This window comes from Pedobacter ginsengiterrae (genome assembly GCF_039537385.1).
GTDB classification, from domain to species: Bacteria; Bacteroidota; Bacteroidia; order Sphingobacteriales; family Sphingobacteriaceae; genus Pedobacter; species Pedobacter ginsengiterrae.
Genome location: NZ_BAABAK010000016.1, coordinates 150,328 through 176,105, shown reverse-complemented (window position 1 = coordinate 176,105; position 25,778 = coordinate 150,328). Strand labels below are relative to the sequence as shown.

At 35.0% G+C, this 25,778-nt stretch carries 23 protein-coding genes; 10 read left to right on the top strand and 13 right to left on the bottom strand.

Annotation, left to right across the window (positions count from 1 at the left end; genetic code table 11):
* Nucleotides 1–67: 67 nt before the first annotated feature.
* A complete protein-coding gene (locus tag ABD692_RS16570; RefSeq protein ID WP_316757884.1) occupies nt 68–478 on the bottom strand; it encodes an Rrf2 family transcriptional regulator in 411 nt (136 codons plus the stop codon).
* 459 nt (nt 479–937) lie between these two features.
* Here ABD692_RS16570 and ABD692_RS16565 point away from each other — a divergent pair, with 459 nt between their 5' ends.
* The 6 genes from ABD692_RS16565 (at nt 938) to ABD692_RS16540 (ending at nt 7,276) form a co-directional block, all read left to right on the top strand.
* Nucleotides 938–1,771 carry a prephenate dehydratase gene (locus ABD692_RS16565; protein ID WP_316757882.1) on the top strand — a complete coding sequence of 278 codons (834 nt, stop codon included), beginning with the start codon at nt 938–940 and terminating at the stop codon, nt 1,769–1,771.
* Between the two features lie 77 nt (nt 1,772–1,848).
* Complete coding sequence (locus ABD692_RS16560; protein ID WP_316757880.1) at nt 1,849–2,988, top strand: chorismate mutase; 1,140 nt, start codon at nt 1,849–1,851, stop codon at nt 2,986–2,988.
* Nucleotides 2,989–3,241: 253 nt separating this feature from the next.
* Nucleotides 3,242–4,513: a 3-phosphoshikimate 1-carboxyvinyltransferase gene (aroA, locus tag ABD692_RS16555; protein WP_344768741.1), complete on the top strand. Its 1,272-nt coding sequence runs from the start codon at nt 3,242–3,244 to the stop codon at nt 4,511–4,513.
* Between the two features lie 70 nt (nt 4,514–4,583).
* The gene (gene aroC / locus ABD692_RS16550) at nt 4,584–5,681 is read left to right on the top strand and encodes a chorismate synthase (protein ID WP_344768739.1); all 1,098 of its coding nucleotides are present in this window, start codon (nt 4,584–4,586) and stop codon (nt 5,679–5,681) included.
* Nucleotides 5,682–5,824: 143 nt separating this feature from the next.
* Nucleotides 5,825–6,436, top strand: a complete 612-nt coding sequence (locus tag ABD692_RS16545; RefSeq protein ID WP_344768738.1) for a DUF1684 domain-containing protein — start codon at nt 5,825–5,827, stop codon at nt 6,434–6,436.
* A gap of 90 nt (nt 6,437–6,526) precedes the next feature.
* Nucleotides 6,527–7,276 (top strand): LytR/AlgR family response regulator transcription factor, encoded by a 750-nt coding sequence (locus tag ABD692_RS16540; protein WP_344768737.1) that lies wholly within the window; start codon nt 6,527–6,529, stop codon nt 7,274–7,276.
* A 4-nt stretch (nt 7,277–7,280) separates the two neighbouring features.
* On the opposite strand, the gene ABD692_RS16535 is transcribed toward ABD692_RS16540, so the two are convergent.
* On the bottom strand, nt 7,281–9,575 hold the full coding sequence (locus ABD692_RS16535; RefSeq protein ID WP_344768735.1) for a tetratricopeptide repeat protein: 2,295 nt from the start codon (nt 9,573–9,575) through the stop codon (nt 7,281–7,283).
* 324 nt (nt 9,576–9,899) lie between these two features.
* On the bottom strand, nt 9,900–12,320 hold the full coding sequence (locus ABD692_RS16530; RefSeq protein WP_316757870.1) for an alpha-ketoacid dehydrogenase subunit alpha/beta: 2,421 nt from the start codon (nt 12,318–12,320) through the stop codon (nt 9,900–9,902).
* Between the two features lie 172 nt (nt 12,321–12,492).
* Here ABD692_RS16530 and ABD692_RS16525 point away from each other — a divergent pair, with 172 nt between their 5' ends.
* From ABD692_RS16525 to ABD692_RS16510, 4 genes are all read left to right on the top strand, one after another.
* Nucleotides 12,493–12,891, top strand: a complete 399-nt coding sequence (locus ABD692_RS16525; RefSeq protein ID WP_344768733.1) for a DUF1573 domain-containing protein — start codon at nt 12,493–12,495, stop codon at nt 12,889–12,891.
* Nucleotides 12,892–12,954: 63 nt separating this feature from the next.
* Complete coding sequence (locus ABD692_RS16520; RefSeq protein WP_344768731.1) at nt 12,955–14,154, top strand: pyridoxal phosphate-dependent aminotransferase; 1,200 nt, start codon at nt 12,955–12,957, stop codon at nt 14,152–14,154.
* A gap of 253 nt (nt 14,155–14,407) precedes the next feature.
* Nucleotides 14,408–14,971 carry a YeeE/YedE family protein gene (locus tag ABD692_RS16515; RefSeq protein WP_344768729.1) on the top strand — a complete coding sequence of 188 codons (564 nt, stop codon included), beginning with the start codon at nt 14,408–14,410 and terminating at the stop codon, nt 14,969–14,971.
* 5 nt (nt 14,972–14,976) lie between these two features.
* The gene (locus ABD692_RS16510; RefSeq protein ID WP_344768727.1) at nt 14,977–15,468 is read left to right on the top strand and encodes a DUF6691 family protein; all 492 of its coding nucleotides are present in this window, start codon (nt 14,977–14,979) and stop codon (nt 15,466–15,468) included.
* 89 nt (nt 15,469–15,557) lie between these two features.
* On the opposite strand, the gene ABD692_RS16505 is transcribed toward ABD692_RS16510, so the two are convergent.
* The 10 genes from ABD692_RS16505 to ABD692_RS16460 form a co-directional block, all read right to left on the bottom strand.
* Nucleotides 15,558–16,379, bottom strand: coding sequence for an alpha/beta fold hydrolase (locus ABD692_RS16505; protein WP_344768725.1), 822 nt, complete (start codon nt 16,377–16,379; stop codon nt 15,558–15,560).
* A gap of 151 nt (nt 16,380–16,530) precedes the next feature.
* On the bottom strand, nt 16,531–17,046 hold the full coding sequence (locus ABD692_RS16500; protein WP_344768723.1) for a DsbA family protein: 516 nt from the start codon (nt 17,044–17,046) through the stop codon (nt 16,531–16,533).
* Nucleotides 17,047–17,048: 2 nt separating this feature from the next.
* A complete protein-coding gene (locus tag ABD692_RS16495) occupies nt 17,049–17,510 on the bottom strand; it encodes a redoxin domain-containing protein (RefSeq protein ID WP_344768721.1) in 462 nt (153 codons plus the stop codon).
* A gap of 45 nt (nt 17,511–17,555) precedes the next feature.
* Entirely contained in the window at nt 17,556–18,206 is a 651-nt protein-coding gene (locus tag ABD692_RS16490; protein WP_344768719.1) for a YoaK family protein, read from the bottom strand.
* Nucleotides 18,207–18,223: 17 nt separating this feature from the next.
* Entirely contained in the window at nt 18,224–19,270 is a 1,047-nt protein-coding gene (locus tag ABD692_RS16485) for a cupin domain-containing protein (protein ID WP_344768717.1), read from the bottom strand.
* Nucleotides 19,271–19,513: 243 nt separating this feature from the next.
* Nucleotides 19,514–20,065: a putative antibiotic biosynthesis monooxygenase gene (locus ABD692_RS16480; RefSeq protein WP_344768715.1), complete on the bottom strand. Its 552-nt coding sequence runs from the start codon at nt 20,063–20,065 to the stop codon at nt 19,514–19,516.
* A gap of 318 nt (nt 20,066–20,383) precedes the next feature.
* Nucleotides 20,384–22,591: an ATP-binding protein gene (locus ABD692_RS16475; protein ID WP_344768713.1), complete on the bottom strand. Its 2,208-nt coding sequence runs from the start codon at nt 22,589–22,591 to the stop codon at nt 20,384–20,386.
* Between the two features lie 66 nt (nt 22,592–22,657).
* Entirely contained in the window at nt 22,658–23,353 is a 696-nt protein-coding gene (locus tag ABD692_RS16470) for a LytR/AlgR family response regulator transcription factor (protein ID WP_344768711.1), read from the bottom strand.
* 118 nt (nt 23,354–23,471) lie between these two features.
* Nucleotides 23,472–23,894, bottom strand: a complete 423-nt coding sequence (locus ABD692_RS16465) for a Dps family protein (protein WP_344768709.1) — start codon at nt 23,892–23,894, stop codon at nt 23,472–23,474.
* Nucleotides 23,895–24,061: 167 nt separating this feature from the next.
* Nucleotides 24,062–25,777 (bottom strand): ATP-binding protein, encoded by a 1,716-nt coding sequence (locus ABD692_RS16460; protein WP_344768707.1) that lies wholly within the window; start codon nt 25,775–25,777, stop codon nt 24,062–24,064.
* Nucleotide 25,778: the final 1 nt, after the last annotated feature.

Genomic DNA, 25,778 nt, shown 5'->3' with positions numbered 1-25,778 from the left:
ATGAGTGAATTTTGAATAATTAAATGCTTATTGTAATATATTTTATTACAGTTTTGAGCAAAAAAACTTATTTAAACTTAGATGCAAAATCCGCCAATGTCTGTTTTGATAAATTTTCTATCAAAGCTTTTTCAGCATCGCTATAAAGTGTATTTAAATGTTGATTAATTTGTTTACCAATCGGGCATTTTGGGTTGGGTTCGTTTTTACTTTGGCCTAAAATTCTGCTGTTATTAATGGCTTTATAAACTTCTCCTAAATTAATATCTGACGCATTTTTAGCTAAAAAGGAACCGCCACCTTTCCCCTCTTTACTATCAACAAATCCATATTTTCTTAAATTCATAATTTCTTTACGAACCAAAACTGGATTAATATTAATGCTCCCAGCCAAGTATTCCGAACTCACAAGCGTACCTTTTGCATCATCGAGCAAGGTTAGTATGTGTAGCGAAATAGAAAATCGGCTGTTATTCATTCTGTAATAATTTAAATTACAGTACAAATGTATGTAAAAAATCAATACATCAAAAAAATGTTAAATTTTTATTTCAAATTAATCTAAAGCAGGAAAGAGAATTGGGAAGTAAATTTACGCTATGAAATAATAAGTATAGATTTTTTGTAAATTGGTTATAAAGCTGCCGATACAATTAGACACAACAAACAGCACTTTCATACCCATCTTTAAAACAGCCTAAATCAAACAAAATTAAATTTTATTAAAAATAATTTCGATTTCCTATTGACAAATTAAATTTTGTTATTACATTTGGCTCATTCAAAAGAAAAAATGAAACAATTCAACACATATTACTTTGGTTACTTTTACTATTTTAGTAAGAGCCGGGGCTAATATGCAAAAAGATATATAACAATATTAAAATGTATAAAAAAGTCCCGGCAAACAGCCGGGACTTTTTTTGTTTACGCAAAAATGGAAACGACAAAACGAGTAGCAATTCAAGGTATTAAAGCATCTTTTCATGAAGAAGCAGCCTACAAATTCTTTGGTAAAAACATCGAAACTGTAGAATGTAATTCATTTAAAGAAACATGTGATAAGCTAGAGAAAAACGATGCAGATTTCGTAGTAATGGCCATCGAAAATTCTATTGCTGGCAGCTTATTACCAAACTACACATTAATCAGAGATTACGGTTTCTCGGTAGTTGGCGAAGTTTATTTACCAATTCAATTACACTTAATGGCGTTGCCAGGCGTAAAATTTGAGGATATTAAAGTTGTAACCTCTCATCCTATTGCAATCCGTCAGTGTATCGATTTCTTTTACGATTACCCACACATCAAAATTGTAGAAAGCAACGATACTGCTGCTTGCGCAAAACGTATTCAGGAAGAAAAATTAACGGATACAATGGCTATTGCAAATAGTTTAGCCGCAGAACTTTACGAATTAAACATTTTAGAGCGTCGCGTAGAATCAAACAAAAAAAACTACACTCGTTTCCTTATCCTTAAAAAGGATAAAACCGATGAGGGTAATAAAATAAATAAGGCATCAATCTGTTTTCAGGTTGGGCACAAAGCAGGTTCGCTGGCAACTGTATTAAACATCTTCGCAGAGCAAGAAGTAAGCTTAACAAAAATACAATCTATGCCAGTGTTAGGTAAGCGAAACGAATATTATTTTTATGTCGATCTAGAATGGCCAAGTACCGAAAAATACGACAAAGCTGTTAGAAAAGCATTAAAGTACACTTCGAACTTTAACATCCTCGGAGAATATCAAAAGAACGATAAAGTATAAGTGAATTACGAATTAGGAAAAACAAAGCAATACAAAAATTAAACAATCGAATTATAAAATATTACAAGCCATAAATCATGAAACTTAATTTAAACATCCAACCTTTAAACACTTGGTTAAACGTTAACAACGAGCCATTAATTATCTCTGGACCATGCAGTGCAGAAACTGAGGAACAATTATTAACTACAGCACACTTATTAGCTGCAACTGGCAAAGTATCAGTTTTAAGAGCTGGTATCTGGAAACCACGTACTCGTCCGGGAGAATTCGAAGGTATCGGAAGTATTGGTTTAGAATGGTTAAAACGTGCTAAAGCAGAAACTGGTTTACCAACAGCTGTTGAAGTTGCAAATGCAAAACATGTTGAAGAAGCTTTAGCTGCAGGTGTTGATATCCTTTGGATTGGCGCACGCTCTACAGTAAACCCATTCACAGTTCAGGAAATTGCTGATGCTTTAAGAGGTCACGATGTTCCAGTATTAATAAAAAACCCGGTTAACCCTGATTTACAATTATGGATTGGTGCAATCGAGCGTATTAACGGTGCTGGAATTACTAAAATTGGTGCAATTCACCGTGGTTTCTCATCATTCGAAAAAAGCTCTTTCCGTAACGAACCAATGTGGGAAATGGCTATTCAATTGAAAACTTTATGCCCTGAATTGCCAATCATTAACGATCCAAGTCATATTTGTGGTAACCGTGAATTAATTCCTTACATCTCGCAAAAAGCTTTGGATTTAGATATGCAAGGTTTAATGATTGAATCTCACGTAGATCCATCAGTTGCTTGGACAGATGCTAAACAACAAGTTACACCTGCAGCTTTGGCAGAATTGGTAGATCGTTTAACGGTTCGTGAACCAGAAGCACCAAATGAAGCTTTTGCTGATAAATTAGCTGATTTACGTAAAAACATCGATAAAATTGATGACATTTTATTACAAAAATTAGCGGAACGTATGTCTATTGTAGAAAAAATCGGCGAATTCAAACGCGATAATCAAGTTACAATTTTACAAGTTAACCGTTGGGATGCAATCATTAAAAAAGGTCACGCTTTTGCAAAAGCTTTAAAGTTAGACTTAAATTTTACTGAAAAATTCTTAGAATTGATGCACGGCGAATCTATCCGTAAACAAACGGAGATTATGAATGCTGGTAAAGCTGCAGAAGGAATTGCTGCTGAACAACATACTGAAGTTAAAGCTTAGTAGAGCGAAAAGCCTAGAGCAGAAAGACTTAAGCGAAAGCAATGTCCAAAGCTCCACGTCATTGCGAGGAACGAAGTAATTTTAATGCAAAAGCATTTGATTTATTTCTCCTCGCAATAACGATTTATAAATGTAATGGTACTGTATTTACAACTTGTCATTCTGAGCTTGTCGAAGAACATTTAATATTGTTTCGACAGGCTCAGCATAATAATGTTTGAAATCGGCTCATTGAGAATAAAACCAGAATAAAATGTCAAAAAACGCCTTAGTTTCTTTTAAAGGAACCAAGAATATTAATACGGAAATCCAATTAACTGGCTCGAAAAGCGAATGTAACAGAGCCTTAATTATAAGCGCTTTAAGTAAGAAATTGGTTAAGGTAGAAAACTTGTCAAACGCAGCTGATACAGTAACACTTAATGGCATCCTTAATAATCTTGAAGAAGAGTTAGAAGTAGAAATCCAGGAATCTAAAACAGTTGATGTTGGCCCTGCAGGAACGGCTATGCGTTTTCTTTCAGCTTATCTTTCTGCCAAAAACGGGAATTTCTTATTAACAGGAACTGAAAGAATGAAACAACGCCCGATTGGTATTTTAGCTGAGGCTTTAAAAACTATTGGTGCAGATATTTCTTACACAGAATCTGAAGGCTTTCCTCCGTTAAGCATAGTTGGCCCGTTAAATCAAAAAACAGCTGAAGTTAAAATTAAAGGCGATGTGAGCAGTCAGTATATTTCAGCTTTGCTGATGATTGCCCCTATCCTGCCTAAAGGTTTAACACTAGAAATTGAGGGCGAACTAACTTCCAAGCCGTATGTAGATATGACTTTGGATATGCTGACTGAAGTTGGCATTGAACACACCTGGAATGGTAATTCGATTTCGATAAAACCACAAGCCTTTAAACCTGGAACATTGGTTGTAGAGCCAGATTGGAGTGCTGCATCTTATTGGTACAGTATAGCAGCATTAGCGGATGAAGCTGAAATCAGCTTACCTGCCTTAAAGGAAAAGAGTTTGCAAGGCGACAGTCAGATTCAAAAAATCATGAAAATTTTCGGTATTGCAACTACTAAAACTGAAAAAGGAATTTCAATAAGTAATCTAGGTTTATCTTTAGAAACCAACCAGATCTTAGACTTAAAAACCTGTCCTGATTTAGCGCAAACCATTGTAGTTATTGCGGCTGCATTGGGTAAAAACATGTCATTTACAGGTTTAGAAACTTTAAAAATTAAAGAAACGGATAGAATTGCAGCGCTAAAAAATGAGCTAGCGAAAATTGGTGTTACTTTAACCGAAGATGATTTGGTTTATACTTTAAATACTGATGAACTTCATTTCCCAGAAAAAATCACCATTGCAACTTACGAGGACCACCGTATGGCAATGGCTTTTGCACCGCTTGCATTATTAATAAACGAAGTTGAAATTGAAGAAATGCAGGTAGTAGAAAAATCTTACCCTTATTTTTGGGAGGATTTGAAAAAGGCAGGCTTTGACATTAGTATAAAGTATTGAGAATCAAGTTTCAAAATTAAAAACACAACCCAAAAAATCGTAATTCCAAAATCATCAATCTAAAATAATCATGGCAGGCAACTCATTCGGACAATTATTTCGCATAACCACCTTTGGCGAATCTCACGGCGTAGCCATTGGGGTAATTATTGATGGCTGTCCGGCGCAATTGGAAATCGATATGGATTTTATTCAATCTGAATTGGATAAACGTAAACCAGGTCAATCGAAAATTACAACACAAAGAAAAGAAAGCGATACCGTTCAAATTTTATCAGGCGTTTTCGAAGGCAAAAGTACAGGAACGCCAATTGCATTGTTAATTCCTAACGAAGACCAACGATCGAAAGATTATGGCCATAACGTTGATGTTTATCGCCCAAGTCATGCCGATTATGTTTATGATGCAAAATATGGCATTCGCGATCATCGTGGAGGCGGACGTTCATCTGCTCGTGAAACCGCTGCTCGCGTAGCTGCAGGGGCAATTGCAAAATTGTTTTTAAAACAGCAAGGTATTGAGATTTTTGCTCACGTAACTGCCGTTGGAATGATCGAAGCTCCGAATTTAGAAAGCAACGATTTATCAGCTTTGCTAAATATTAGAGAAGAAAATATTGTACGTTGTGCTGACCCCGCAACTGCTCACGAAATGATTGAGTTTATCGATTCAATTAGAAAAGATGGCGATACCGTTGGTGGTAAAATTGGTTGTGTAATTAAAGGTTGTCCTGCTGGTTTGGGCGAACCCGTGTTTGATAAATTACATGCCGATTTAGGTAAAGCAATGTTAAGTATAAATGCTGTTCATGGCTTCGAATATGGCTCTGGCTTTGCTGGAAGCGAATTGAGAGGATCTCAACATAATGATATTCCTCAACCTAAAGCCCCTGACTCTAAAGTATTTAAAACAACTACAAATTTTGCAGGTGGTATTTTAGGTGGGATTTCTAACGGAATGGATATTACTTTTAAAGTAGCTTTTAAACCAGTCGCAACCATTATGCACAATCAGCAAACCATAAATGCTGCTGGCGAAGCTGCAGAAATTAAAGGAAAAGGTCGCCACGACCCTTGCGTAGTACCAAGAGCTGTAGTAATTGTTGAGGCGATGGCTGCTTTAGTTTTAGCCGATCAGTTTTTAAGAAATAAAGCGAGTGTGATATAGATGTAATCCGTCATTTCGACCGCAGTGGAGAAATCTTGGGATAATAACTTGATTCCAGGATTTCTCCCTTTCGTAACACTCCACTCGAAAGCACTTAAAAATTCTTCGACAAGCTCAGACTGACAATATATTAAAGATAAATCATGATAAAACTCCTCCCTATCCTATTTCTTTTCTTTGGTTTAAATTCTTTTGCACAAAGCTATTCAAATCAAATTGCAAAGCATCGCGAAGGCTATAAACAAGATTTTATAAAGGAATCTAATTCTCCGTTGAAAGAAAACGATCTTCAAAATCTTCATTTTTATGACGCAGACAGTACCTACAAAGTTGTAGCAACAGTCGAAATCCTTAAAAACGAAAAGGTTTTTAAAATGCCAACTTACGATGGAACAAGTAAAGAGTTTTATCGCTATGCAAAAATCACCTTCGATTTAAATGGTAATCAAACTGCCATGACTTTATATAAAAGTATTGCTTTGGCCAATAATCCAGTTTATAAAGATTTACTTTTTTTGCCTTTTACCGATGAAACTAATTCAAATGAAACTTACGGAGGTGGCAGATATATCGATCTAAGCTCAAAAGAAATTGTAAATAACAAGATTGAAATCGATTTCAATAAAGCATATAACCCATATTGCGCATACAGTGATGGCTACCGCTGCCCTGTTCCGCCAGAAGAAAATGATTTGCAACTAGAAATTAAAGCTGGAGAAAAGCTTTATACGGGCGAAAAAAAGCACAAAAAATAATAATTACCCAGTGGAGTTAAAAAAAATCTACCTTTAAGTAAAACCATTGTTACAAATATGTTGTTTACACCTTTACTAAATTAATCTTTAATGACATATAGTTGCCTAATTGTAGACGATAATGAGATAGAACGTGATGCGATAGAAATGCACGTAAAAAAAATTCCATCTTTAAAAATCGTTGCTGTATGTAAAGATGGTATGGAAGCATTTTCTATACTAAATAACACGGCTGTAGATATTATTTTCTCTGATATTGACATGCCAGAAATTTCTGGCACTACACTTTTAAAAACCTTAAAAAACAAGCCATTATTTATTTTTATAACTTCTCACAGCCAATACGCGGCCGAAAGTTTCGAGTTGGATGCCTTGGATTTCATTGTTAAGCCAGCAACTTTCGAACGCTTATTAAAAGCGGCAAATAAAGCCATCGAGTACATAGAACTTAAAAAATTAGTTAAACAAACGCCCGAAGAACCATCGAAAGAGTTAGATAAAGAGGATGATTATTTCTTTTTCAAAGAAACTAAAGGCATTACAAAATTAAAGTATAGCGATGTGATCTACATCGAAAGTATGGGCGATTTTTCTAAAATTTATACGGGTTCAGACAAACATGTAATTTTGGTAGGTTTAAAGAATCTCGAAAAACAGCTTCCCGATTTTTTCTCACGAGTTCATAAACAATACATCATTAATGTAAATCATATCTCAACAATAACCGCTCACGAACTTCATCTTAACCACAATTTTATTGTTCCGATTAGCGCAATTAATAGACAAGATCTGTTAGATAGAGTTATTGATAAGAAAACATTATCAAGATTTAAAAAGTAACAAATCAGGCTTTTATCAGCCAAAGCGTAAACTGGGTTCCTTTATTTTTGGCTGAACTAACAGTTATTTTGCTATCCATAAGTCCCATAAAAGTTCTGCAAAGTAATAAACCCAAACCAGTTCCTTTTTCTTTATTTGTACCTGGCGTACTTACACCTGCACCCTGATATTCAGATTTATTAAAATGGCTAACAAATTCTTCGGGCATACCAACACCTGTATCACTGATTGTAATTTGTAACTGTTCACTGTTTGCTTCTGTTGACAAGGTAATTATTCCTTTCTCGGGCGTAAATTTTATCGAGTTACCAATTAAGTTGCGCAAAACAAGAGAAAGCATGTTAAAATCAGCCTTACATTCGGCGCCCTGATTTATGTTATTATGAATCTCAATCTGCTTTAAATCTGCTACACTTTGAAGCGAATTTATAACTTCTATACTTAAACTATGAGCATCTATAGTTTCCAAATATGGGTTAAATCCCTGCATCTGACTTGCCGCCCAATTCAGCAAATTCTCCATCATAGAAGAAGTATAGGTTAAATTATTCTTTAATGATGCTGCGTAGCGATTAAGCTTTATTTGTTCGATATTACCCTCTTCTAGAAGTTGAATAAAAGAGATAAGCGAATTTACAGGCGTGCGCATATCATGGCTAACTACACTAAAAATTCTATCTTTAACCCTACTTAACTGCTCGAGTTCGCGTTTTTGCTTATTTATAATCTTATTAAGTTTTGTTGTTTTTCGCTGGTTAAAATAAATTAAACCTGCTGTAAATAATACCAAAGCAATTGCTACAGATAGGAATATTTTTACTTTACCATCATATTTTATTTGTTGCTTTTGATCCGAAATTTGTCTGTTTTTTTCTAAGGCTTCGTTTCTGGAGATTAATTTAGATCTTTCAAAATCGCTACCTTGAACTCTTTTCTCGGCTTCTAAATCTTTTTGTTTTTGAAGAAATTTTAAACGTTGAAGTATTTTTTCCTTATCACTCAACGCTAATTCCTGTTGCCTTAAAATAAGTTTTTGCTGCTGTTGTTTAGCGAGTAAAACCTGCTGCTGAAGTTCTCCAGTCGTAATCTGCTGCTTTAATTGATAATCTTTTTCTTTAACACCAAAATCAAGCTGCATTTGTCTACGTGTAATTTCACGTTCTTTTTCTTGATTAAAAATCTCATCTTTAACTAAAACGTATTGCTTGTAAAAAGCCAAAGATTCATCATATTTTTTAAGCTTATCATAAGCTTCGCTAAGCACCAGGTTCGCGTCTCGCTCAATATCTAAAAACTTATTTTGCTGAGCAATATTTAAAGTTTGGGTAAGCAATCTAACGGCGTTTGAGTAATCTCGTTGGTTGTTATAAAAATTACCCAACGCCTGAAGACTTTCTGCATAATCTCTTTTAGCATTTGATTTTTTAGTGATATCTATCGAGCTTTGATATGATTTAAAGGCTAAATCATTTTGGCCCATTTTCTCATAAACCAAACCAATATTGATTTTATTTCCGCTCACTATATCATCATTATCCTCAATGTGTTCAGCTATTTTTAAGGATTTATTAAAGTTTTCAAGCGCTACACTTAATTTTTGATTAGGCAGAATATCCATAGAAATAAGCTCTGCAGGTGTAGCTTTAAAGTACGCCAAACCGATACCTTCATAAGCCAAAGCTTGTCCTCGAATATCATCGTTTTTTATAAAAAACTTTAAGGCCATTCTTACATATTCTAATGCTTGCTTATGCTGCCCTAAATCCTGGTATATTTCTGAAATATTAATGTAACAGTTCGATAATTCGTCATCGCTATTTGTTTTTTGATAAATGTTAACCGCTTTTTGATTCATTTCTAAAGCTTTTCCATAATCAGGAATAGAAATATACAGAGCACCCAAACTCATATATAATCCTGCAACCTTGTTTTGATTTCCGATTAAAAGGTACTCCTTTAAAGATTTTTTGTAGTTTTCTTCTGCTTTTTGGTAATTACTAACGCCATGATAAAATAGGCCCACTCGATTATAAGTAAACGCTGCAAGATTTTTAGATCCTAATTTATTTGATAACTGCAAGCTTTTTAGAGCATATTCTTCAACCTTATCAGGACTGTTTAAACGACCATATAATCTTAAAATATCGGTCAATAAGACGCCCTTGATAGAATCTTGCCTAATATATTTTTGATTTAGAAGTAATAAGCTATCTAATTTTTGTTGCGAGGTTTTAGTTTGAGCAATAGCATCAAATCCGAAAATTAAAAAAGCAATACAAGCTACAAAGCTTTTATTCACTTTTAAGTTTAATGAATGTACAACAGATTTAAAACACCAATAGTTCATCAGATCCATCTCAGTTGGCAGGAAATAATTTAGGTTTTATTAAGCAATCAAAAGGTAAAACAAAGAATAATCCAAGATTAATCTAAAAGTTATGGCAATTAATAAATAGGTTTTATCGATCTCTTAATTAAGACGTAATATAATTTTTTTTATTTGATTAAGATAATCATCAATACATTTTGCACAATAATTGTCTTATAAAAAAGGCTAAAACCAATTCCCACAACCATTAGTTGTAAAAATCAGTTTTAGCCTATGAAATTAGTGGTTTATAGTTTAGAAAATTGCAGGATATTTCGCAGAATTCGCATCATGCATCATTTTATAAATCATCTCCACAACATCATCTACCGAAGGCTTACTGAAATAATCTCCGTCAGAACCAAAAGGTGGACGATGAGCTTTCGCAGATAATGTTTTAGGTTGGCCATCTAAGTGAAAGTAACCTTTTTGATCTTCTAAAATTTGTTGTAAAATATATGCCGAAGCACCCCCTGGTACATCCTCATCTACAACCAAAAGTTTATTGGTTTTCTTTAAAGAAGTAGCGCAAACATGATTAATATCAAAAGGTAGCAAAGTTTGAGGATCTACAATTTCTACAGAAATTCCAAATGTTGCCAATTCTTCTGCCGCTTCTTGCACAATTCTTAAACTCGAACCATAAGAAACTACAGTAATATCATTTCCTTCTTCTAAAACTTCTGCCTTGCCCAAAGGCACAGTAAAGTCACCTACATTATTTGGTAATTTTTCCTTCAATCGATACCCATTTAGGCATTCGATTACGACAGCTGGCTCATCGGCTCTAAAAAGCGTATTATACATGCCTGCGGCCTGGGTCATGTTTCGTGGCACACATAAATGTAAGCCTCTTAGCGAGCCTAAAAGCATGCTTATTGGTGAGCCAGAATGCCAGATACCTTCTAAGCGATGGCCTCTGGTTCTTACAATAACTGGTGCCTTTTGAATACCTTTTGTACGATATGATAATGACGCCAAATCATCACTTAAAACATTTAAAGCAAATATTAAGTAATCTAAGTACTGTATTTCGGCAATGGGTTTTAAACCACGCATCGCAAGGCCAATACCTTGCCCCATAATCGTCATTTCACGAATACCTGTATCAGTAACCCGTAATTCTCCGTATTTAGCTTGTAAGCCTGCAAAGCCTTGGTTCACATCCCCGATATTCCCTAAATCCTCACCAAAAGCCACTAAACGTGGATCACGTGAAAAATTTTCGTTAAAACAAGCGTTTAAAACCTCACGACCATCAACCATTTTCGATGATTCATCATACACAGCATCAGTTATCTGAATATTTTCAGGTGATTCATTTCCGTTGGTATGAAGTTTGGAATTGTATCTATCGTAATTTAATTCTTCTTGATTTTTATACCAGTTAAGCAATTCATCGCGTTCGGGCGAAAGATTTTTTGCAGATACACGTATTGCTTTGCGGGCTGCTACGAATATTTCGCGACGTTGAGCATCAGCCGTAGAAGCCAATTGAGCAGATATTTTAGAAAGTTCTGGTTGATTTTGAGCCATTGCCGAAATTAAATCGACAACTTGTTTTTGCTCCGACTTCATGCTATCTAAAAATTCATTCCAGGCTTCCTTTTGAGCATTACGAACTAAGATTTTTGCCGCTTTTTCAAGCTCAGCAATTTCTTCCTCAGTTACAATTGCCGATTCCAGCATCCACTCCCGCATTTTTAAAATACAATCGTGTTCTGCCTCCCAGGTTAACCTATCTTTCGATTTATATCTTTCGTGAGAACCAGAGGTACTATGACCTTGTGGCTGAGTAAGTTCGGTAACATGAATTAAAACTGGCACATGTTCATCACGACAAACATTTATAGCTTTTTCATAAACCTCGCACAAGGCTGGGTAATCCCAACCTTTAACTTTGTAAATCTCGTAACCAGCTGCATCATCCGCTCGCTGAAAGCCTTTTAAAACCTCTGAAATATCTTCTTTGGTTGTTTGAAATTTAGCAGGAACGGAAATCCCATAAGCATCATCCCAAATGGAAATTGCCATTGGAATTTGCAAAACTCCCGCCGCATTTATGGCTTCGAAAAACACACCTTCCGAAGTAGAAGCATTGCCAATGGTACCAAAAGCAACTTCGTTTCCATTTACAGAAAAGTGTTTTAAGTAATCTAATTCTTTATTTTCTCTAAATAATTTTGAGGCATACGCTAAACCAACCAAACGAGCCATTTGACCACCCGTTGGGGAAATATCTGACGAACTGTTTTTAATTTCTGTTAAATCATTCCAGCTTCCATCCTCATTAATAGATTTTGTGGCAAAATGGCAATTCATTTGTCGGCCGCCTGAAAAAGGATCAGCTCCCTCTGTTGGGTTTGCGTATAATTGAGCAAAAAACTCCTTAATTGTTGAAATTCCCGCCGCAAAGGCAAAAGTTTGGTCGCGATAATAACCCGAACGCCAATCTCCTTTCTTAAATGCTTTAGCCATGGCAATTTGAGGAACCTCTTTACCATCACCAAAAATGCCAAATTTAGCCTTCCCTGTTAATACCTCTCTACGGCCTAAAACACTGGCCTGCCTGCTTTCGTAGGCTATTTTATAATCGTTTATAACAATTAATTTAAAATCGTTAAAACTTAATTCAGAAGTATCAATAGAGTTAGTATTCAATTTTTCATTCTGCATCGTAATCAAATATTGGTTGCGACAAATATATACAAAATTAAAAGTTTGCCTTTATCCTTGAATGTAAAATTATATATGGACTTGTAAAATAAACTTGGAATAGTTTTTGTTTTAATTTATAAATATTAAATTTGATTTATAATTTTTAAACAACTATTTATAACACATAAACATGAAAAAATTATTTGTATTATTCGCTTTTGTAATGGGTTTCGGTGCAATGGCTAATGCACAAACTGCAGCGAAGCCTGCTGAGTTTAAATTTGAAGCTGAAACTCATGATTTCGGTAAAATTACGGTAAACAAGCCTGTAACTTACGATTTCAAATACACCAATGTTGGCGAAGAGCCGTTAATAATTTCTAAAGCTGAAGCAAGTTGTGGTTGTACTGTTCCAAAATATACTACGGTTCCTTTGAAAAAAGGCGAAACAGGTATAATTTCTGTAACTTTTAATGCAGCAGGAGCAGCTCAACCTTTTACTAAAACAGTAACAGTTACTTCAAATGCTAAAACGCCTGTAAAAGTACTTTACATTAAAGGCGAAACTGTAGCTGCAGCTTCTAAGTAATTTTTTAATCGATAATATTTTAAAAGTCCCGATTTTCATTGGGACTTTTTTTATTTTTGCACCATGCCAAAAATTTCACAAAAAGGCCTGCAGATGCCTGCATCGCCAATCAGAAAATTAACTCCATTTGCTGATAAAGCAAAGCAAGACGGTAAAAAGGTCTTTCACTTAAATATTGGTCAACCTGATATTGAAACTCCTGAGGGAATGTTAAATGCGATTAAGAATATCGATTTCGATGTTTGGGCATATACACCATCTGAAGGTACTTTAGCTTATCGCTTAAAATTAACAGAATACTACAATAAATTAGGTTACAACATTAAGCCCGAAAATATCCTGGTAACTGTTGGTGGTTCTGAAGCCATTACCATTGCCATGCAAACTTGTGTAAATGAAGGAGATGAGATCATCATCCCTGAACCTTTTTATGCGAACTATAATGGCTTTGCTTGCATGAGCAATGTAGTGGTTAAGCCTATTTTATCTTATATTGAAAATGGTTTTGCCCTTCCTCCTATTGCAGAATTCGAAAAATTAATAACTGAAAAAACCAAAGCAATCATTATCTGTAATCCGAATAATCCAACAGGTTATTTATATTCAAGAGAAGAATTAGAAGCTTTAAAAACTCTTTGTATTAAATACGATTTATTTTTATTCTCTGATGAAGCTTATCGTGAATTCTGTTATGATGGACGTGAATTTATCTCGCCTATGCATTTAGATGGCTTAGATGAAAATGTTGTAATTATGGATACTGTTTCTAAACGTTACAGTGCTTGCGGTGCTCGTTTAGGTTGTTTAATTACAAAAAATGCAGAAGTAATTGCTTCGGGATTAAAATTTGCACAAGCAAGATTAAGCCCTGGAATGGTCGAACAAATAGCAGGAGCTGCAGCAGTTGATACGCCAGATAGTTATTTTGAAAAAGTTAACACGGAATATACTTTACGTAGAGATACATTAGTAAGTCGATTAAATAATATTGAAGGTGTTTTCTGTCCAAATCCTGGAGGTGCATTTTATGTTGTTGCTAAATTCCCAATTGATGATGCAGATAAATTTTGCCAGTGGATTTTAGAAGATTTTGAACACAACAACCAAACCGTTATGATGGCTCCAGCAACAGGGTTCTACTCTACAGCAGGTTCTGGAAAACAGGAAGTTCGTATGGCCTATGTTTTAAATACAGATGATTTGAATTCGGCAATGGATTGTTTAGAAATTGCATTGAAACAATATCCTGGACGAACCATTTAATAATACTTAGATTTGACAAGAAAGCCACTAATTCAAAGATTTAGTGGCTTTCTTGTTTCTGAATTTGATTGCTTGCTTACCATTAATTAAAGTACAGTTTTACAGCTTATTAAAACGACAATAAATTAATATCGGCAGTAAATTGTATTTTGCACAAATAGTTTATAAAATGGCTTTTCAGAACGAAACATTTTCTGCGAATGTTTACAGATATAAGATGAAATACATAAACTGAAAATAAGAATAGAAAACCATGATCGATTTTTTGAAACAACCTTGGCCTTGGTATGTGGCAGGCCCATTAATTGGATTAACTGTTCCGACGTTACTAATTTTAGGGAACAAATCTTTTGGCATCAGCTCCTCATTACGCCATATATGTGCAGCTTGTATTCCTGCAAACATTACTTTTTTTAAGTACGATTGGAAAAAAGAAACTTGGAATTTATTTTTCGTTTTTGGAATATTCTTAGGTGGTGTAATCGCAATTAACCTGCTTCCAAATCCAAACCCTGTTGTAGTTAATCCAAAACTGACTGCAGAATTGGCGGGCTATGGTATAACCAATTACCAAGATCTAATTCCAGTTGATGTAATGAGTTGGTCTTCTTTACTAACACTTCGCGGTTTTGTACTCATGGTTGTTGGGGGCTTTTTGGTTGGTTTTGGAACCCAATACGCTGGAGGCTGCACGAGTGGCCATTCTATTATGGGTTTATCAAATTTACAATGGCCTTCTTTAGTAGCTACCATTTGCTTCATGGTTGGTGGTTTAATTATGGCTAACGTAATTTTGCCTTACATCTTAGCGCTTTAATCAAAATGCAAAAACATCCTAATTCAGATTTTAAAGTATCCTCAACAGATACAGCTATAAATAAAAACCATACATCACAAGAATGTTATAATAACCTTAAATACCTTGCGGTTGGCATACTTTTCGGCATTATATTCGTAAAATCAGAAGTCGTAAGCTGGTTTCGGATTCAAGAAATGTTTCGGTTACAATCTTTTCATATGTATGGCATAATAGGTAGCGCAATAATCGTAGGCATGATATCTATTTTTATCATTAAAAAATTTAATATTAAAACCATTCATGGTGAGACCATCGAATTTCATCCTAAAAAGTTTAACAAAGGCCAAATTTATGGCGGTTTACTATTTGGATTAGGCTGGGCTATAACTGGAGCCTGCCCAGGGCCACTATTTGCTCAAATAGGCACTGGTGCAACGGTAATTTTGGTTACACTATTAAGCGCAATTGCTGGAACCTGGTGTTATGGCTTAATTAGAGATAAGTTTCCGCACTAAAAATTTTAAAGCCTAAACCAATATCTTTAGCTATAATAAGATTACACCATCAACTCAACGTTAATAATGTAATCTTACTTAGAATAAGCTTAGGCTAAGATAAATTCTAAAATATCTTTATTAATTAATGCAGCTTGTGTAGTTGGCATACCATGAGGGAAGCCAGGGTAAGTAATCAACTTTCCGTTTTTCAATAATTTGATAGACTTTAAGGCCGCATTTTGGTAAGGAACAATCTGGTCATCTTCACCATGCAACACTAATACAGGAAGCTCTACCGCTTTTAAATCTTCGGTAAAATCAGTTTCTGAAAAAGCTTTAATTCCATCGTAATGCGCAACAATGCCACCCATCATGCCTTGTCTCCACCAGTTTCTCTGTACACCTTCTTTCACATCTGCACCTTCCCTGTTGTATCCGTAAAAAGGAATCGTTAAATCGATATAAAACTGCTGTCTGTTGTTCAACGTTTGCGCTCTGATACCATCAAAAACTGAAATTGGAACACCATCAGGATTGCTTTCGCTTGCAACCATAATTGGAGGAACTGCACTTATTAAAATTGCTTTTTTTGCTCTTCCTTTAGCATATTTGTTTACATAACGAATCACTTCGCCACCACCTGTAGAGTGGCCGATGTGTACCACATCTTTAAGGTCAAGAAATTCAACCAATTCAGCTGCATCAGAAGCGTATTGCTCAATTGTATGATTATAAATATCTTGACTAGAACGGCCGTGCCCTCTTCTATCGTGCGTTACAACTCTGTAACCTTTTTGCAGGAAGAAAATTACCTGCGCATCCCAATCATCTGATGATAAAGGCCATCCGTGATGAAACATCAATGTTGGTCCTTGTCCTTGATCTTTGTAGAAAATTTCTGTTCCGTCTTTTAATTTTAGTGAGCTCATGATTTTAGGGTTTAGTTTTTAGGATTAATTTATTTTGAAATCGTTGTCTTTATTCTTGATCAAATGTAGTGGTGTGAAATTCAATCCGTCTTATCCTAAGATAATTTCGTTTAATTAGTGAAAAATATAATTGGTAATTAACTATTAGAAATTATCCAGCATTCTCTGTTACCATCTGAAATAAATCTTCTGCACCTCCATTAAATTTTTTACCATTTACATAAAATGATGGTGTTCCGTTTACTCCGCTCAAAATTCCGCTTTCAAAATCACCTTCTACTTTTTCTTCTAAAGCTTTACTATTGATATCAGTTTTGAACTTAGAAACGTCTAATTCTAGTTTTTCCGCCAGTTCTAAAAGGAAATTTTCATCTAGATTTTGCTGATTTTCATAAATCGCATCATGCATTTCCCAAAATTTACCTTGTAAATTAGCAGCCTCTGCCGCAAGTGCTGCTGGTTTGGCATACTGATGAATTTCGGAAAGCGGAAAATTTCTGAAAACGAATCTAACCTGGTTTTGAAAATGACTCATTAAGTCTTTCAAAATAGGATAAGCTGCTCCGCAATATGGACACTGATAATCGCCATATTCTACAATTACTAAATCGGCTTCTAAGTTGCCTTGCACATGGTCAGTATTGCTGACTGTTGGTTTTAGTGACATATTTATGCTGTTTTAAGAGTTTCTAAAGCGTTTAAAATTCCGTCGGCACCAGGATTAATTGCAGTTGGAGATAAGTAACTCCAAGCTATGATGCCGTGTATATCAATAACAAATAATGCTCTATTGCATTCTCCCTCCTGTTCATTATAAACACCATATTTTTTGGCAATTTCTCCTTTTGCTTCAAAATCTGATAATAATGGGAAATGTAAATTTCTGGATTGCGAAAATGCCAGGTGACACCATTTGCTATCAACGGATATTCCAAAAATCTCTGCATTGTACTGCTTAAAAAATTTCAATGTTTCGTTGTACAAGGCCATTTGGTCACTACAAACTGGGCTCCAGTCGGCTGGATAAAATGCCAGAATCACATTTTTCCCTTTAAATTCCGACAATTTAATTTTCTGATCTGGTGTAGCAAATAATGAAAAATCGGGTGCTACTTTATTTTTTTCTAACATTGTATTAGTTTTAGAGTTTATTATTTGATATCAATAATCCACACGCTAGTATGAGCGTTGCTGGAAAGCTAATGTCCAATTTCCAAAGTCGCCGAGCATAATTGGCCCAAAAATCGCACCTGATAAAAAGCTAATCCATAGTAGTAGAAGATGTATGGCATTTGATTTATATTCTTCTCTTTCCGCCACATCATTTGTCATACTTAGCAAAGCTGTATTTCTCGCCAAACTGGTTAATGTTCCAGTAACAAAATCGGTATTTACCTTTTGGTTTCCAACGGATGTGATAATTGTATTCATTATCCCCATCGAAAATCCGATAATTGCAACTGATGAAATATTATTGATAGAATAAAAATAAGCAATTATCGTATAGATCATTAGTATTCCAGCAACCACATAAAAAGATAATAATTTAACCTTCAACATCTTGCACAAAAACAAGCAAGTTCCTAAGTAAATCCCAATTAAGAAACTTGAAATTACAGTTAGTGTTGTAATCAGTATGACCAAGCTTTGGCTGGAAAGCCCAGCACCCAACTGCGTGGTATTTCCACTCATAAACGAAACGTAGGTTTTCCATTTCACAAATCCAGTTGCATCTACATATCCTGCAATCAAAGCCAAAAATATCGCCAATCTCTCTTGCAATCTAACTTGGTTCGCTAAAGAAGATCTATGAATTGATTGTTTCATTTTATGAGGATTGAAACTTAATTTCCAGGTTGAATGAACACCTTCTCGGTTGGAAATTTTTCAATTTCGCCAGTTGCCAAACCAAAATTGGTAGCCACAACATCTTTTGGATTTCCAGCCAACCATGCACTTAAATCAATAGATTGGTAGGTTCCACTGTTGAAACCAATTAGGATTTTACAAACTGTATCTCCTGTATTTTTGATATAATGCCCTGCTCCCATAGGTACATAACCTACATCTCCAGTATTAAATTGCTCGGTTACAACTGTGCTTTCGGCAAGAAAAACCGACATTTCTGCCTGACCTGAAATATAATACTGCCATTCATCTGCATTTGGATGCCAGTGCATTTCTCTTAAAGCACCTGGCTGCAACTCTATAATAGAGCCAGACATTGTACTACTTATTGGAAATTCTTTGCTGGTAACCAATCTTTGCGAACCACCTCCTGGAACAATTCTTGGCTGTTGTGCATGAAGAGGGTATCGGTGAAAGCTGGTTAATGCTATATCGCTTTCGTCAGGACGAGCAAGCGCATTAAACGATAATTCATCTGGAACAATCCCAGCAGCAAAATAAGCCTCCTTTTGCGGTAACGCTGCAACTTCATCAAGTGTTAAACCCAAATTTTGTGCAATAATTTCTGCAGGCATGCAGGAAACAAAATCCGTTACGCTAAAGGTATGGTCTTCAGAAAAATTACCATTATCAAAAATCAAAATAAAGTGGCATTCTTCGCTCCCTGTTGCCTGTATAGAGTGTCCATAACCTTTTGGAAAATACCAAACATCACCTGGCTCAAAATTATCGACATAACTGTTACCATCTGGATGAATAATTGTGGTACGTACTGTTCCAGAAATTACATAAGCCCATTCTGCCGCGTTGGCGTGCCAATGTAATTCCCTCATACTTCCTGGCTGCAATCTCATTGAAACACCTGCAATACCAATGGATGCTGGAAAATCTGTAACAGAAGCCCCCCTTGTAGTACCGCCATCATTTTTGCGAGGTGCTTTTTTTTCTAGTTCGTATTTGAAACTTAATGATTCCGTATTCATAATAATAGTTTTAATGGTTGTTAAGAATGTGCGTTTATTTCTACTGTAAAGCTATCGCAGAATTGAAGTTTTTTCAATCGCAATTCGGTGAATAGGCAAAAACTATCGTTGACTTTGAGACGTTTTTTGCTTAGCGTTTTGTGGATTTATAAATTACTGTGCTCTTATTAATCTCCCCTTAAAACAAAAAAAATCATTGAGATTTCAATGATTTAATTCTGGAATATTTTATAGTAATTTAAATTATTGATATAACCAACGCTTAATCAGTTTAGTGTAATTTGGCATGATCACATACACCATTAAAACAACAATTATACCCGTTCCTATTAAGGTATCAAAATAATGATTTGCAGGGATTTGAAAAAACCTTAGTATGGGCAAGAGTAATAAAGGTGTTAAAAGAGATAAAGGATAAATGGCCGACCAAGTGGTTAAAAATTGTTTCCAACGAACGGGCACTTTATTGTCATTACTTTTATCATTAAAAAGAAAATCCAGGCCCGATTTTATTTGATATCTATCATTTTTCCTAAAGAATGGATTTGCCTTTTCAATTAGTTTTCTTCTGCTGTCAGACTGCATCCAAGTTTTAAGATTATCTATAGTATCAAAACGAATAATTACGGTATAAACAAAAGTTAAATGAGCTATTGGTCTTACAATTTGTAAATCGATAAATCCCGTTGCCTGCTTGGATATTGGCAAAATTTCAGCTAGCCAATTCTCATAATCTTGTTGTTTTCCATCTAAAATATGATGGGTAATAACAACCGAAGCACCTTGATTTTCCATGGTAATTCTATTTTTATTGATTTAAAAATACTATTTTTTCTATTGGCGCATTAATTACAGCGGTTACTGTAGAGTGGAATAATGCATTTTGTGACGTTTGTAGAATTCCCATAATTTTGAATTTATCTGTCTGTATTACTTAATGAGTTAAATCTACAATCAAACATTTCCAACAAAGATTGCTGTTCGACTAATAGGCAAGAAATGTCGTTGAATCTCAAAAAAAATTTAATTCAAACTATAAATTGAAATTAATTTTTAACTAAAAATCACAAATTTAAAAGAACATAAAATGGCAATCTATTTCAAAAAGTAAATTTAAAATATGTTTACGAAAACCTTTGCCTCTGCAACCGCTAAGTGAAGTACGCGTTCTATCTCTTCTAAAGCCTTTTTCGATTCCTCATTCCGTTCAGTCATCATTTCCAGCACGTCTAATTTTTCTTCTAATAACGGCAGCAAACCCATTATGGCTATACTGGATTTAAAATCATGTGCTCCATGCTTTACAATTACAACATTATTGTTTTCGTAAGCGCTTAAAAGCAATTGCAAATGCTCAGGTACGTTATTAATAAACTGCTTCGTTACGGTTTGCTCGAAAACGGTATTGCCTCCACTTATCGATTTCATGTAAGTGAGGTCGATATATAAAAATTTTATTTGGCTTGTTTCAGTTCCTTTGGACGATTGTTTAGCATTTTCTAAACCAAAGCTCGATATCAATTTAAATAATTCTTCTTCTTTTATCGGTTTAGAAATATATTCATTCATCCCCCTGCTTAGGCATTTTTCGCGTTCACCTGCCATAGCGTGCGCTGTCATTGCAACGATGGGAATATCAAGTTTTAAAACTTCGCGAATTTGTTGCGTAGCGGTATATCCATCCATAATAGGCATTTGTATATCCATCAAAACCAAATCATATGCTTTTATCGCTAGTTGATCAACCGCCTCCTGTCCGTTAAAAACAATATTAAAATCAATGTTCCATTGCAACAACAAATGCTCCATTAAACTTTGATTAATAGCATTATCGTCTACTACCAAAACACGTAATGGTGTATTGGTTTTATCTTTAAAATATTCAGGATTTATCGTTATAGCCGCATTAAGTTGCTCTTCAGAAATATTGTAGGGAATATAAAAGCTAAAGGCTGTTCCCTTTTCTGGCTCACTACTTACTTCGATATCGCCATTTTGTAGCAGAATTAAGCTTTTAACAATTGATAAACCCAAACCAGTACCGCCATAATTTCTTGTAGTAGAATCTTCTCCTTGCTTAAATCTCTCGAAAACCTCAACCAATTTTTCTTTGTTGATACCAATGCCAGTATCAGAAACCTTAAAATTCAAAATAATTTGATTTTTGGTTTGCGATTTTGCATTGACTTCTATGGTAACTTTTCCCTGGTGTGTAAATTTTATGGCATTTCCAATTAGGTTCACCAAAACCTGTGTAAGCCTTGTCGCATCACCAATAAGTGTATCTGGTATCGATTGCTCAATATTACTCGAAATAGTTAAACCCTTCTCTTTTGCACGTTCTAAAAATAATGTTTCTACAGAATTCACCAGCCCATTAATGCTGAAGGTTCCAGGAGTGATGCGCATCATTCCTGCTTCAATTTTCGATAAATCAAGAATATCGTTAACAATAGCCATTAAATTTTCCCCCGATCGCTGAATTGAAGAAACAAATTCTGTGGCAGTAGAATCTAAAGTTCTTTTCTGTAATAAATTGGTAAAACCCAATATTCCACTTAATGGCGTTCTGATTTCGTGGCTCATATTAGCCAAAAAATTTTCTTTAGTTTGTGCTGCTATTGTTGCGTTTTTCTCCGCAATATTTAATTCCTGGATTAATAAATGTTGTCTGCGAAATTGACGGATAATGTGAAAACCAATAATAGAACCGCTTAAAACTAATAATGCAAGCAAAGAAATATCATAAATCTTTGCTTTATTTCCAATCTCTTCATTCTTTTTACTTAAGCTCGCCATTTGAATTTGGCGAATTTTGTAAATCTGTCCTGTGATACTGGTAATTTCATTAGAGATTATTCTTGCCCTTGGGTTAGCAATAGATGTTTTATCATCCATATTACCCAAAGAAAAATAGCGATTTAAGAGTTTTTCCTTCACTATTTTTTTATCGAGCGCAAGTACACTCAACCGATGTATCAACTTTTCTTCTGCTTCATCAGAATTATCTTTCGATAGCGAATCTAAAAAAACTTCAACCTCATCAATTTTTTGGTCTATACCCTCCAAATGTGTAGTATCATTTGTGGCTATAGATGCTCTAATCCTACTCTCTACACCTAAAATATCGCGATCAATTTCTCTCAAATGATTACTAGAACGTAATTCATGTAAAAGGGTGTTGTTATTTCTTATCAGCTCTTTTGTATTCCTGGCCGAGTTGATTTGAATAGCAATCAACAATATAGAATCGGCAATAAAGGTCAGCACAATCAAATAAGCGAAACGTTTGTTGCCCATTACCGAGGATATATTTATCATAAATAATGACTTATTAATTATGATTACCTAAAAACCATAATTCATTAATATTAATAGAAGAAGCGCCTAAAAAACATTCATTTTTGTATTGAGTGTTTTTCTATAAGCATCGGCGACAGGGATAAACTGCCCGTTTATTATTATTCCACCATCTTGTAGGGTGTCAATTTTACTAACTGCAACAATATAAGAGCGATGAACCCTTATAAAATTAACCTTTAGCAAACGTTCTTCTGCAGCTTTCATTGTTCCATGTACAGCAAACATTTTTTCCTTGGTGTAAAACTTTACATAGTCGCCCATGGCTTCTGCGTAAAAAATATCATCCAGCTTTAGGCGTCTAGTAATGTTGGAGTCTCTAACGAATAAAAACTCCTCATTTCCAAACTGTACATTTTCCTTTTTACTTTCAAATATTGCCTGTGCTTTACCAACGGCCTGTAGAAACCTGGCAATTGTAAACGGTTTTAGCAAATAATCAGCAATATTTAATTCGAAAGCTTCAAGCGCATACTGCTTATTCGAAGTTGTAAAAATTACAATAATTCCCTTGCCTAACAGATTTTTGGTCAACTCAATTCCGCTCATTTCAGGCATTTCTATATCCAAAAAGATCAAATCTACCTGCTTATTTTGCAAATGATTGTAAGCTTCAATGGCATTAGAATATTCGCTTTCAATTGTTAAATTAGGAATCTGTTTTGCCAAATGCGCCAAAGTAGTTCTGGCAATTTCATTGTCATCAACGATTAGAGCTTTCATAGAGATATTAGGAATGATTTACACAAATATAATTACTCTATTGCGTTTAAAGCTTATACTTTAAGAATTTACTTAAAGTACGAACGAATCATCCAAGCCATTTCTTCGTGGCTTTCCATTAAGCCAGTAATGAATCGCTGGAACCATAATCTTTATATTTTTCTGCAAAAGGGGTGATATTCCCTCTAATAAATTCGATGATACTTTCATGGTCAGCAAGTAAGTCTTTCATATAACCTAGGCCATCGTTCGTTCTTTCACTGTATTCGGTAAGATGCGTTAATTCTAAATAGATTTTCATAGTAGCAGGCGCATAATGTCCAATTTTGCGCATACGCTCGGCCACACTGTCAATCAATCCATCTAACTTTTGATATTGGGATTCGAAAAAAATATGATTTGCATGGAAGTTATCTCCAGTAACATTCCAATGTGCATTTCTGGTTTTGGTGTACAGTACAAATTCGTTTGCTAAAAGTTTTGCCAATTCTACTGCGACAGCATCTGCATTTTGCGCTGTAAGTCCGATATTAGTTTTCATAATTTGATATTTAATCATTAAGCATTATTGCTCTTTTTCTGATTAAAGATTATAAATAAAACATCTTTATGGATATAGCTTTCGGTAAATGGGCAAAAGGAGTCGTTGTATTACCGTAATAGTTCGACTTAGCGTTTAATGATCAATAGTATCAGCAAATCCAGGCTTTATAAAGTTATCAAAGGAATTGAAAAATAGAAACTAGCTCCATTGCCGATCTCACTTTCTGCCCATATCTTGCCATTATGTCTTTCGATAATTTCTGCAGAAAGATACAAACCGATTCCAAAGCCTGCTACAGTGGCTGTTTTCAGGTTTTCGACTCTATAAAATCTATCGAATAACCTCGGAAGATCACTTTGACTGATGCCCATTCCCTGATCTGTAATTTTAAATACTGCACTTTGCTCATCGATAAAACAATCGATAAATATTTCAGTATTAATTGGAGAATACTTCACTGCATTACTAATCAGATTGTTAACAACCTGACCCAGTTTATCCCTGTCTGCCATAATGAATAATTCATTACAGTAATTTTGAACAAGGTGATGACTGTTAGCCGTTGTTGCGTATTCATCAACAACTTCACTTACTAATTTTGTCAGTTCAACTTTTGCAAAATCCATCCCGATTTTTCCAGATTCAAGTCTGGCAACATTCAGGAAGCCATTAATCATCTTCGTCATCTTGCCAATTTGTCTGTCTGCACCCTCTAGAGCCTTGTTTGCAAAATCAAGGTTATCTTTTTTAGCCTTCATTTGCAATACCTGAATATAACCCTTCATCGAAGTTAACGGTGTTTTTAACTCATGGCTCACCATTGCAATGAAATCATTTTTCCGCTGCTCATCTTGCTTTTGGTCGGTTACATCCATAAGCACAGCATAAACGCCTACAAAGTTTCCCGAATGATCTTTTTTACATTTACCAACTACCCTCATCCATCTTCTTTCACCAGTTAGAATGTGTTTTATTGGATAGGTGCTATCAACAGGAGTACCACTTTTTATGCATTTTTGTAGCACTTCATTAAGCTCATTAATATAGCCTGGATCAACCGCTGAAAGAACCATTTCCCAGTTAATCTCTCCAGCTATAGGAAGTCCATAAAGTTCACGGAATTTTTCAGACATTTCAGCTCTACCTGTTTTTAAATCCAAACTGCAACTTCCCAGTTCACCAGCATTAAAGGCAGAATGCAGATTATCTTCACTCTCTTTTAAATCATTAAGCGCAGTAATCAGTTCATTATTTTTTGCTTCTAGTTCTAGGGTTCTATTCTGAACAAGAAATTCCAGGTTTTCATTAAGCTCTTCAGCGATTTTTCTCGCTTTCTCGAGCTCTTCGTTTTTTGTTTGTAAAAGAAACTGAGATTTCTTAAGGTCTGTAAGATCCGTTATAATTACACTCAGTGAAACCCCTTCATCAAGTCTCAACTGCTTAATTGAAAGCTGAACGGCAATTTTATCGCCATTTGCGTTTCTTAAAAAGAGTTCAGCTTTAGTATCAACTTCCCAGGCGCTATCAATTATTTCCTTAGCGAAAACTTTATAATCGTCATCAACAAAAATTAGGAAATCTTTTCCAATTACACTTTCCAGTGGAGCTTGGCAAAGTGCTGCAAATTGTGAGTTACTGTATAAAATTAGTCCTGTTTGATCTAGTGTAATTGCACTTTCGATCATCTGCTCAATAAATATCCGATAAGAATGATCGGCACTTTTCAAGGTAAACAGTTGGTGTCCATCTTTTCCGTTAACAACCAAGGCGTCAACTTCTCCAGTTCGGATGGCATCTACAATATCATTTGCCTCCTCCAATTGAATCTGAAGTTCACGGTAAGCCTCCTCAAGTTTAATATGTTCGATAGATTTCTCCATA

Excerpts from the sequence above, each read along its gene's own strand:
- ABD692_RS16485 (WP_344768717.1), bottom strand. The coding sequence starts at position 19,270 with ATGAATACGGAATCATTAAGTTTCAAATACGAACTAGAAAAAAAAGCA.
- ABD692_RS16500 (WP_344768723.1), bottom strand. The coding sequence starts at position 17,046 with ATGTCACTAAAACCAACAGTCAGCAATACTGACCATGTGCAAGGCAAC.
- ABD692_RS16495 (WP_344768721.1), bottom strand. The coding sequence starts at position 17,510 with ATGTTAGAAAAAAATAAAGTAGCACCCGATTTTTCATTATTTGCTACA.
- ABD692_RS16545 (WP_344768738.1), top strand. The coding sequence starts at position 5,825 with ATGATAAAACTCCTCCCTATCCTATTTCTTTTCTTTGGTTTAAATTCT.
- ABD692_RS16475 (WP_344768713.1), bottom strand. The coding sequence starts at position 22,591 with ATGATAAATATATCCTCGGTAATGGGCAACAAACGTTTCGCTTATTTG.
- ABD692_RS16560 (WP_316757880.1), top strand. The coding sequence starts at position 1,849 with ATGAAACTTAATTTAAACATCCAACCTTTAAACACTTGGTTAAACGTT.
- ABD692_RS16480 (WP_344768715.1), bottom strand. The coding sequence starts at position 20,065 with ATGGAAAATCAAGGTGCTTCGGTTGTTATTACCCATCATATTTTAGAT.
- ABD692_RS16525 (WP_344768733.1), top strand. The coding sequence starts at position 12,493 with ATGAAAAAATTATTTGTATTATTCGCTTTTGTAATGGGTTTCGGTGCA.
- aroC (WP_344768739.1), top strand. The coding sequence starts at position 4,584 with ATGGCAGGCAACTCATTCGGACAATTATTTCGCATAACCACCTTTGGC.
- ABD692_RS16465 (WP_344768709.1), bottom strand. The coding sequence starts at position 23,894 with ATGAAAACTAATATCGGACTTACAGCGCAAAATGCAGATGCTGTCGCA.
- ABD692_RS16530 (WP_316757870.1), bottom strand. The coding sequence starts at position 12,320 with ATGCAGAATGAAAAATTGAATACTAACTCTATTGATACTTCTGAATTA.
- ABD692_RS16570 (WP_316757884.1), bottom strand. The coding sequence starts at position 478 with ATGAATAACAGCCGATTTTCTATTTCGCTACACATACTAACCTTGCTC.
- ABD692_RS16490 (WP_344768719.1), bottom strand. The coding sequence starts at position 18,206 with ATGAAACAATCAATTCATAGATCTTCTTTAGCGAACCAAGTTAGATTG.
- ABD692_RS16540 (WP_344768737.1), top strand. The coding sequence starts at position 6,527 with ATGACATATAGTTGCCTAATTGTAGACGATAATGAGATAGAACGTGAT.
- ABD692_RS16460 (WP_344768707.1), bottom strand. The coding sequence starts at position 25,777 with ATGGAGAAATCTATCGAACATATTAAACTTGAGGAGGCTTACCGTGAA.
- ABD692_RS16520 (WP_344768731.1), top strand. The coding sequence starts at position 12,955 with ATGCCAAAAATTTCACAAAAAGGCCTGCAGATGCCTGCATCGCCAATC.
- ABD692_RS16510 (WP_344768727.1), top strand. The coding sequence starts at position 14,977 with ATGCAAAAACATCCTAATTCAGATTTTAAAGTATCCTCAACAGATACA.
- aroA (WP_344768741.1), top strand. The coding sequence starts at position 3,242 with ATGTCAAAAAACGCCTTAGTTTCTTTTAAAGGAACCAAGAATATTAAT.
- ABD692_RS16565 (WP_316757882.1), top strand. The coding sequence starts at position 938 with ATGGAAACGACAAAACGAGTAGCAATTCAAGGTATTAAAGCATCTTTT.
- ABD692_RS16505 (WP_344768725.1), bottom strand. The coding sequence starts at position 16,379 with ATGAGCTCACTAAAATTAAAAGACGGAACAGAAATTTTCTACAAAGAT.
- ABD692_RS16470 (WP_344768711.1), bottom strand. The coding sequence starts at position 23,353 with ATGAAAGCTCTAATCGTTGATGACAATGAAATTGCCAGAACTACTTTG.
- ABD692_RS16515 (WP_344768729.1), top strand. The coding sequence starts at position 14,408 with ATGATCGATTTTTTGAAACAACCTTGGCCTTGGTATGTGGCAGGCCCA.